This is a genomic window from Terribacillus sp. AE2B 122, assembly GCF_902497585.1.
Taxonomy (GTDB): domain Bacteria; phylum Bacillota; class Bacilli; order Bacillales; family Amphibacillaceae; genus Terribacillus; species Terribacillus saccharophilus_A.
In genome coordinates this window covers 196,794-204,814 of record NZ_LR700942.1, presented here as the reverse complement: position 1 = coordinate 204,814, position 8,021 = coordinate 196,794, and the positions used below count along the sequence as shown (strand labels likewise).

Below are 8,021 nucleotides of genomic sequence, written 5' to 3'. Positions count from 1 at the left end.
CTCACCATCCGGATCGAAGAAGATGCTCCTGGATCGTAATTCACGCTGTTCTTTGCACTGACTTGCACCATCCGTCAGCTCTCTTTAGCAGGGAGAACACACATTACTATAATCCGTTCCACGCTCATTTATTAATATATTAAGTATCCTACAGGAAATACAATAATAAATCAACATATTTATTGTTAATTTATTTTGCAGAACTTGCATATAATATATAGAGAAACGTAACTACACGTCATTTGTTTACTCTTGTAATTTTATCTTTCTTTACTTTATTGGTGTTAAAAATTCAAATTGTGAATAGTAAAGACGACCTTGCTGAACAACAATCCAACAAGCCCCAAAATGCAACCGTCCAGTTTATGTTATAATAGAAGTATCTTTGAAGGGAGATTGTTAATTTGCTTAAAGGCGGAGATAGTGTATTCTATCCTTTTCACGGAACAGGGACCATAGAATCAACGGAATATATGAGGGAAAGAGAGTATTTCAAGATATTTTTTCCTTATAAAAAGTTACATGTGTTTGTACCTAGTCAAAGCGAAAACCAGAATGGTCTACGCCCAATCATTTCTTTAGAACAATTAGAGCAAGTAAAATTAGATTTCTATGACAATGGTGTTCCTTTGCCTTCTTCAGTAAGTGAACGATCTAAAGTCTTGGACAGTAAGATGAAATTAGGTACTACGTTAGAAATCAGTCAGATAATAAGAGATCTGATGCACTTCCATACCACGGACGGTCGCTTATCTCAATCAGACAAAAAAGTATATAAAAATGCAGAAGAGTTTCTTATTGGAGAAATTCAAGAAATAAAGAATATTTCATATGATCAAGCCTCTTCTGACGTGAAATCTTTAGTTGAAAATCGTTTTAAAATAGATGCACCTAGTTTTAGGTAAGTCATGATAATTATGTCTTACTTAAGATTAATGATTGTCTTAAGATCATAAAGAGGTCTACGTTCTGCATTAGAACGTAGACCTTTTTATTTTGTTAACAAGAACTTTTGATTACTTGTCAAACTAAGATATAGTGTTATTTACTATCCCTGTTTTATTTCTACTTACCTAGTTTTGAAGGCGTGCTCTTTTTGCATGATTAGCTGCTTTCACTGGTTCAGGTGTGGTCCTATTATCTTCTGCCTGCTGTTTTGTTTCTTCGTCACCTCCAACAACATGATCCTCATCATTCATGAGTGCTTCATAGCCTTGTTTCGCAACGAGTACTTTATCATTCTTCTTAGAAGAGCCGATTTCACTGGAGTCCATTCCAGCATTTGAATGGAAGTTAGTGTCCGTTGCCCCTGGCAGCAATGCAGTGACGGTAACACCTGTTTGACGCAGCTCTTCACGCAGAGACTCTGCGAACATATATCCAAAGGCTTTCGAAGGACCATATACTGTTTCATAGGGTGTTGGCTGCGTAGCAGAAATGGATGAGACAATCAGTATTCTGCCTCTGCCATTCGGAACCATATGCTGTACCACTCGTTTCGCCATGTGGACTGTACCGGAAATGTTGATGGAGACGAGCCTCAATTCATCTTCCAGATCCGTGTCAGTAAAGGCACCGCCAAGACCGATTCCGACGTTAAGTACTGCCGCATCTAGCGGACGTTTCAGTTCAGTGAAAAAGCTCCAAAAGCTTTCTACACCATCATAAGTTGCTGCATCAGCTTTATGAGGGTAAGCTTCTACTCCTAAATCACGGATAGTATCAGCTGCTTCGAAAATTCGATCACTTGATCCAGATAATGCTATATCATAATTATCTTGTGCAAATTGTTTCGCAAGTTCAAGGCCAAGGCCTGATGAAGCTCCAGTAATCAATACAAGCTTACGTTGTCCTGACATAATAAGATCTCCTTTGTTGCCTGTTTATAGGCTGACTTGAAAGTTTTAGATTCAATCTCCTGTTCTATAAGTTCTCTATTCTAAGAAATATTAAACTTCAAATGTAATTTACATTAATTCAAAAAACTCAGAGGGACTATACCCTCTGCGTTTCTCATTTGATTAATTCTTCTATTTTATCATGTGAATTCACTTGGTTACTTCTGAACCAAACTGGCATTCTGGTCTTTTCTTTGCTATTCATTCTGAAGACCTAAGAAAGCACAACTTCTTTTTTATCATGAATCGTAGCAAAGAAGTTTTTAGCTGATTCTAAACACTTTCTTGCATGCTCTTCGTATCCATATGCTTCTGCTCTTTGTTTATGGGGAATTTCAAGAGAATAGACAATATCATCTGGCATATAAGAAAGAATTTCTTTGTTATCAATTCCTTCTTCATCCACGTATAAGCGTTCCTCCCTTAAGATACGCGTCATTTCCTCTATATCTTCAGGAATAGTACTCGTGGCATTGCACAAATGAAAGAAGTTAAGCCATTTTCTTGGAATACGTTTCAGGTCTTCCACCTTATCACCAAATAGATGCACAGAACGATGGAAATGATGAGAATCTACCAATATAGCAGCATTTTGACGTTTTACACTGTTCAGTATTGCTAGTGCTCCCTTTAGATTATAAACGCCAGCAATCGTCACAAACTCCAGCTGTACCGTCAGACCATACGGCTTAGCTAAATCACAAATTTGCGCAAAACTGTTTTTCCCAAACTCAAGGTCATCTGTCCAAATACTTGCAATAACATGCTTAGCACCTAGTTCCTGTGCAATCTTGAACGATGGAACTAGAGAGACGGGATCTGTTTCTTCCTCTACTCTCACTAACTCGATATCCCATACTTTTAGTCCGGTTTCTTTTAAAGCTTTTTTTGTATCTTCAAGCATTTCTTTATTTGTAGAAAGGTCATAATTAGGTTCACCTGGCAACCCCATATAAATTGTACGAATACTAGCATAGTCGTAGCCAGTTCTAGACGCCATACGAATAAATTCTGGTGGTGGCACCTGTAATGCTGTCAAATGTGCCAATGAGAATTTTTCCTTGTGTTTTTTAGCTGTGTTCATTTCTTCATCTCCTCTTCAATTTCCTTACATAAAAGAAAAGGAGAATAAGCTGCAAAAATACAACCCATCTAGCATTAGAAAACTTATATCAGCTTCTATAGAAAGCAATCATACTAACTTGCGGAGCTATCTCAAGCTTCCTCCCAGTCCTCACGCAGCAGTGCGTATACATTCGCATCATACGTTTTTCCACCATGATAATAGTAACTGTGCAGTAATCCCTCTTTCATGAATCCTTGTTTCTCCAACAGGGCAGCAGATGCTTTATTCTCTGGATACACCATAGCTCCGATACGAAGCAGATCCAATTCCTTGAAACAGTAGCCTAAAACAGCTCCCATCGCTTCATTCGCAAACCCTTTCTTCCAATGATCCGGATGCAATTCGTACCCAATTTCAGCACGTCGATTGCTACGGTTTACTTGATGTAAGCCAATAGTTCCGAGAAATCGGCCTGCCTCCTTACAATACATCCCCCATCGTATTACGCGCCCTTCCTGCAGACCGCATCGGAAGGAAGAAATGACTCGCTCCGCTTCTTCAATTGACTGAAGCGGCTCCATGCCATAGAACTTAGTTACATTACGGTCAGACAGAGCGGCAAATACGTATGGAGCATCCTGCATTTTTACTTCATCCAATACTATTCGTTCGGTTTCAAGCTTTTGAAATGTCAGCATATTCATCTCTCCCTATGTAAAAAAAGACGCACTAGCAAAGTTCTAGTGCGTCTTGTGATGTGTTTAGCCATTTAGTTCATTGATGCGCTGCTGTACGCGTGCACGTTTATCTTCATAATCTGCTTGCTTAGCACGTTCTTCTTCGACGATCTTCTCTGGTGCCTTGCTGATGAAACCTTGGTTAGAAAGCTTCTTCTCAACTCGATCGACTTCTTTTGTCCATTTGTCGAGTTCTTTCTTCAAGCGTTCGATTTCTTTGGAGATATCGATCAAGCCTTCAAGCGGCAAGTAAAGCTCTACGCCAGTAAGAACAGCTGACATTGCTTTGTCTGGTGCTTGAATTGCTGTTTCAATCGTCAGTTCACTTGGGTTACAGAAGCGTTCGATATAGTGCTGCTGTGCCTTAAGCTCTGCTTCAATTGTATTGTCTTCTGCTTGGATAAGCAGTTGAATTTGTTTGGACATCGGTGTATCAACTTCTGCACGGATATTACGAACAGAGCGGATGATGCTCACTAAGCGTTTCATCTCTTCTGCTGATTTTTCATCATGCAAATCTTTGTTGACTGTCGGCCATGCAGCAACAGTGATGGATTCCCCTTCATGCGGGAGCTGCTGCCAGATTTCTTCCGTGATGAATGGCATGAATGGATGCAGCATGCGCATTGTCTGATCGAGTACATGTGCAAGTACAGAGCGTGTCATCTGCTTGGCATCTTCGTCTTCCCCGTATAGCGGAAGCTTCGCCATCTCGATATACCAGTCACACACATCATCCCAGATGAAGTTATACAAATGACGGCCAGCTTCACCGAATTCATATTTCTCTGCGTTGTATGTGACAGCTTCAATTGTTTCATTCAGGCGAGTAAGGATCCATTTATCTGCAAGACTCTTCTCTTTGGACAAATCTATGTCGCTGTACTGTAAGCCTTCCATATTCATCAATGCGAAACGGGATGCGTTCCATATCTTATTAGCAAAGTTCCAAGTGGACTCTACTTTATCCCATTGGAAGCGCAAATCCTGACCTGATGATGAACCAGTTGACAGGAAGTAGCGCAACGAGTCTGCACCGTACTTTTCGATAACATCCATCGGGTCAACACCGTTACCGAGTGATTTACTCATCTTACGGCCTTCGCCGTCACGTACAAGACCATGAATCAGTACATCCTTGAATGGTCGTTCGCCTGTAAACTCCTTGGATTGGAAGATCATACGGCTCACCCAGAAAGCGATGATGTCATATCCTGTTACGAGTACATCTGTCGGGAAGTAGCGTTTGAAATCAGCTGCTTCTGTGTTTGGCCAATCCATTGTGGAGAACGGCCATAATGCGGAAGAGAACCACGTATCAAGTACGTCTTGATCTTGTTCCCAATTCTCGATGTCTGCTGGTGCTTCTTTGCCAACATACACTTCGCCTGTTTCTTTATGATACCAAGCCGGAATACGGTGTCCCCACCAAAGCTGACGGGATACACACCAGTCGCGGATGTTTTCCATCCAGTACGAATATGTTCTTTCGAATCGCTCTGGTACGAAGTTGATTTTGTCTTCGCCAGCTTGCAGTTCCAAAGCTTGTTTCGCTAACGGCTCCATGTTTACGAACCATTGTGTGGATAGATACGGCTCAACTACTGCGCCGCTGCGCTCAGAATGTCCCACGCTGTGCATATGGTCTTCGATTTTGAAGAGGATGCCCTGCTCCTGCAAATCTTTAACAATCTGCTTACGAGCTTCAAAACGGTCTAAACCGTTATATTTACCAGCATTTTCATTCATTGAGCCATCTTCATGCATGACAAGGATGCGTTCAAGATCATGACGGTTACCTACTTCAAAGTCATTCGGGTCATGTGCAGGTGTAATTTTAACTGCACCGGAACCGAATTCCATGTCAACATAATCATCCGCTACTATCGGAATTTCTCGATTCACTTCCGGCAAGATAACCGTTTTACCGATCAAGTGCTGGTAGCGCTCATCATCCGGGTGTACAGCTACTGCCGTATCCCCTAGGAATGTTTCTGGGCGAGTGGTCGCGATTTCGATATGACCTGTTCCGTCAGCAAGCGGATAACGCATATGATAGAAGTGACCTTGTACGTCCTTATGGATTACTTCAATATCAGAAAGTGCTGTTTTTGCTGCTGGATCCCAGTTGATGATATATTCGCCACGGTAAAGCAAACCTTTTTCATACAATGTAACGAATACTTCTTTAACTGCTTCAGATAACCCTTCATCCAATGTGAATCGCTCACGTGAATAGTCAAGACCAAGTCCCATCTTAGACCACTGCTTACGGATAAAGCTTGCATATTCTTCTTTCCATTCCCAGCTCTTCTCTAAAAAGCCTTCACGGCCAAGGTCATAACGGCTGATGCCCTGCTCACGCAGTTTTGCATCTACTTTTGCCTGTGTCGCGATACCTGCATGGTCCATTCCTGGAAGCCAAAGCACATCATAGCCTTGCATCCGTTTCATACGCGTAAGAATATCTTGTAATGTTGTATCCCAAGCGTGCCCTAGGTGCAGCTTTCCTGTTACGTTTGGCGGCGGGATTACGATAGAGTATGGCTGTTTGCTTTCATCTCCAGTTGCTTCGAAATATTTGCCATCAAGCCAGAATTGGTAGCGGCCTGCTTCGATGCTTGCTGGATCATACTTGGATGGCAGTGAGTTGGTTTCTTGTGATTTGTCTGTTGTCATGGCTGGTTCCTCCTTTAATGCTTTTGGTGACATATAAAAACCCTTCTCATCCAAAAGGACGAAAAGGGTTAGTTTCCGTGGTACCACCTTCATTTACGACACTAATTAGACGTGTCGTACACTCGAGGGAGATAACGGCTCTTCACCGGCTCCCCCTACTGACTAAAAGTCACATTCGGGGTCGCTGCATACAGGGCGACCTTCTACTGCAGGTATCCGGGAAACTTCCACCAATTTGCTTCCCTCTCTAGTATGGATCCTTACACTATACTCTTCCCTGTCAAAGCATTTGTATCATGTATAGCTTATTGTATCCACTTGACAGTAAAAAAGTCAATGAAGAGGCATATTTTTTTCAAAAAAGGGTAAACGCCTAGCCTTTCCCGTTCATATACTACCTATAGGAGGGATGACAATGAGTAAATTCAACCGCAACAACATGCCGGGTTTCCTCAAGTATTGGATCAGTGTCACCGAGAAGGCGGTAATTCCGCTGATCATCTTTCAGTTCATCAGAACAATATTGTTTCCGTCGATTTTGGATATTTTGTTACTTGGCGGCTTGATAGCACTCTACTTCAGCTTTCAGTCGAAATCAATCTAATCAAGAATCCGCGCTATCCTGTTCTTCCTGATCACGAAGATCTTGGAAATAGGTTTGTGCCTGGAGAGCCTGCATCAGCTGCCTATGTGTCTGGGTCAATTCCAATACAACAGCAGGTGTATCTGCCTTTTGCGGAGCATCTACATACTCTCTCACCTGCTTCAAATACCGACCCGGGTGCAGCAAATGCAGCATGAACAGGCTCTCTTCGTTTTTCTTCATTTGCCGATGTTCTTCATACGTATGCAAATAATATGGCGGGTTAATCATATTACTGTCGATAAACCGCCATTCCTCCTTATAGTAGGCAGCAAGATCCAAGCTAGGATTACCGAGCTTGGTCTTTTCCCAATTGAGCAGATGCAGCGGACTGCCCTCCTGGACATGGGAAGGACGTAAGCTTCCATGCAGAACGCTATGCTCCATCTCGGGATCTTCCTTCAGATCTGCATCATAATGGTCATACCACTTATCCAGCATCGCAGATACATGCTCTAAATCCTTATAATGCGTACAAACTAGCAGTGGAACAACCCCCATATAGGTTTGGGATTCAAAACGCTCCACCCAAACAAGCAGCTCCTCCCTGTCCTGCTGGAGCTTCTCTTTTTGCTTTCGTATAGCCAATGCGTATGCTTCATAATCAATCGGATAACGTTTGCTGGAGGAGGCATGGATTTTCCCGAGTGAGGTAAACAGCATCTCATAAGGGTGATTCGGTTCATCTGTTCGATGCCGCTCCAGCCAAGGCATCAGATAATAAACTTCTCCTTCATCCACCACATAGAAATTCTCCTGCAATGTTTGATAGACAGGCGGGACACCTTCCCGGTAAAAATTGTGCTTGCCTTGGACGACCATCAGCCAGCGGTCGAGCCGCTCCGGATGGAGGGATGACCTTTTTAAAGCAAAAGCCGCCTGGTGCGTTTGCACTTTAGACAGGCGGCTGGTTATGGCTTGAACCGAGGCTGGCGTGATGCCATAGGCAGCTAGTATTCGATCGATATTTTCCATCTAGCACACCCCGTTCATTCTTA

At 42.5% G+C, this 8,021-nt stretch carries 7 protein-coding genes and 1 other annotated feature; of the genes, 2 read left to right on the top strand and 5 right to left on the bottom strand.

Annotated elements, in window-relative coordinates; all coding sequences use genetic code 11:
- The first annotated feature begins 404 nt into the window (after positions 1 to 404).
- Positions 405 to 905, top strand: coding sequence for a CarD family transcriptional regulator (locus tag AE2B122_RS01000; RefSeq protein WP_175072866.1), 501 nt, complete (start codon positions 405 to 407; stop codon positions 903 to 905).
- Between the two features lie 168 nt (positions 906 to 1,073).
- On the opposite strand, the gene AE2B122_RS00995 is transcribed toward AE2B122_RS01000, so the two are convergent.
- The 4 genes from AE2B122_RS00995 to AE2B122_RS00980 all read right to left on the bottom strand — a co-directional run bounded on the left by AE2B122_RS00995 (position 1,074) and on the right by AE2B122_RS00980 (position 6,380).
- The gene (locus AE2B122_RS00995; RefSeq protein WP_175072865.1) at positions 1,074 to 1,859 is read right to left on the bottom strand and encodes an SDR family oxidoreductase; all 786 of its coding nucleotides are present in this window, start codon (positions 1,857 to 1,859) and stop codon (positions 1,074 to 1,076) included.
- 253 nt (positions 1,860 to 2,112) lie between these two features.
- Entirely contained in the window at positions 2,113 to 2,982 is an 870-nt protein-coding gene (locus tag AE2B122_RS00990; RefSeq protein WP_175072864.1) for a sugar phosphate isomerase/epimerase, read from the bottom strand.
- A gap of 131 nt (positions 2,983 to 3,113) precedes the next feature.
- Positions 3,114 to 3,662 (bottom strand): GNAT family N-acetyltransferase, encoded by a 549-nt coding sequence (locus AE2B122_RS00985; protein ID WP_175072863.1) that lies wholly within the window; start codon positions 3,660 to 3,662, stop codon positions 3,114 to 3,116.
- 63 nt (positions 3,663 to 3,725) lie between these two features.
- Positions 3,726 to 6,380: a valine--tRNA ligase gene (locus AE2B122_RS00980; RefSeq protein ID WP_175072862.1), complete on the bottom strand. Its 2,655-nt coding sequence runs from the start codon at positions 6,378 to 6,380 to the stop codon at positions 3,726 to 3,728.
- Between the two features lie 51 nt (positions 6,381 to 6,431).
- Positions 6,432 to 6,673: a binding site (T-box leader), on the bottom strand.
- A gap of 122 nt (positions 6,674 to 6,795) precedes the next feature.
- Here AE2B122_RS00980 and AE2B122_RS00975 point away from each other — a divergent pair.
- Positions 6,796 to 6,984: a hypothetical protein gene (locus AE2B122_RS00975; protein WP_095220308.1), complete on the top strand. Its 189-nt coding sequence runs from the start codon at positions 6,796 to 6,798 to the stop codon at positions 6,982 to 6,984.
- Here AE2B122_RS00975 and AE2B122_RS00970 read toward each other — a convergent pair whose 3' ends face one another.
- Entirely contained in the window at positions 6,985 to 7,998 is a 1,014-nt protein-coding gene (locus AE2B122_RS00970) for a hypothetical protein (protein WP_095272470.1), read from the bottom strand.
- Positions 7,999 to 8,021 lie beyond the last annotated feature (23 nt).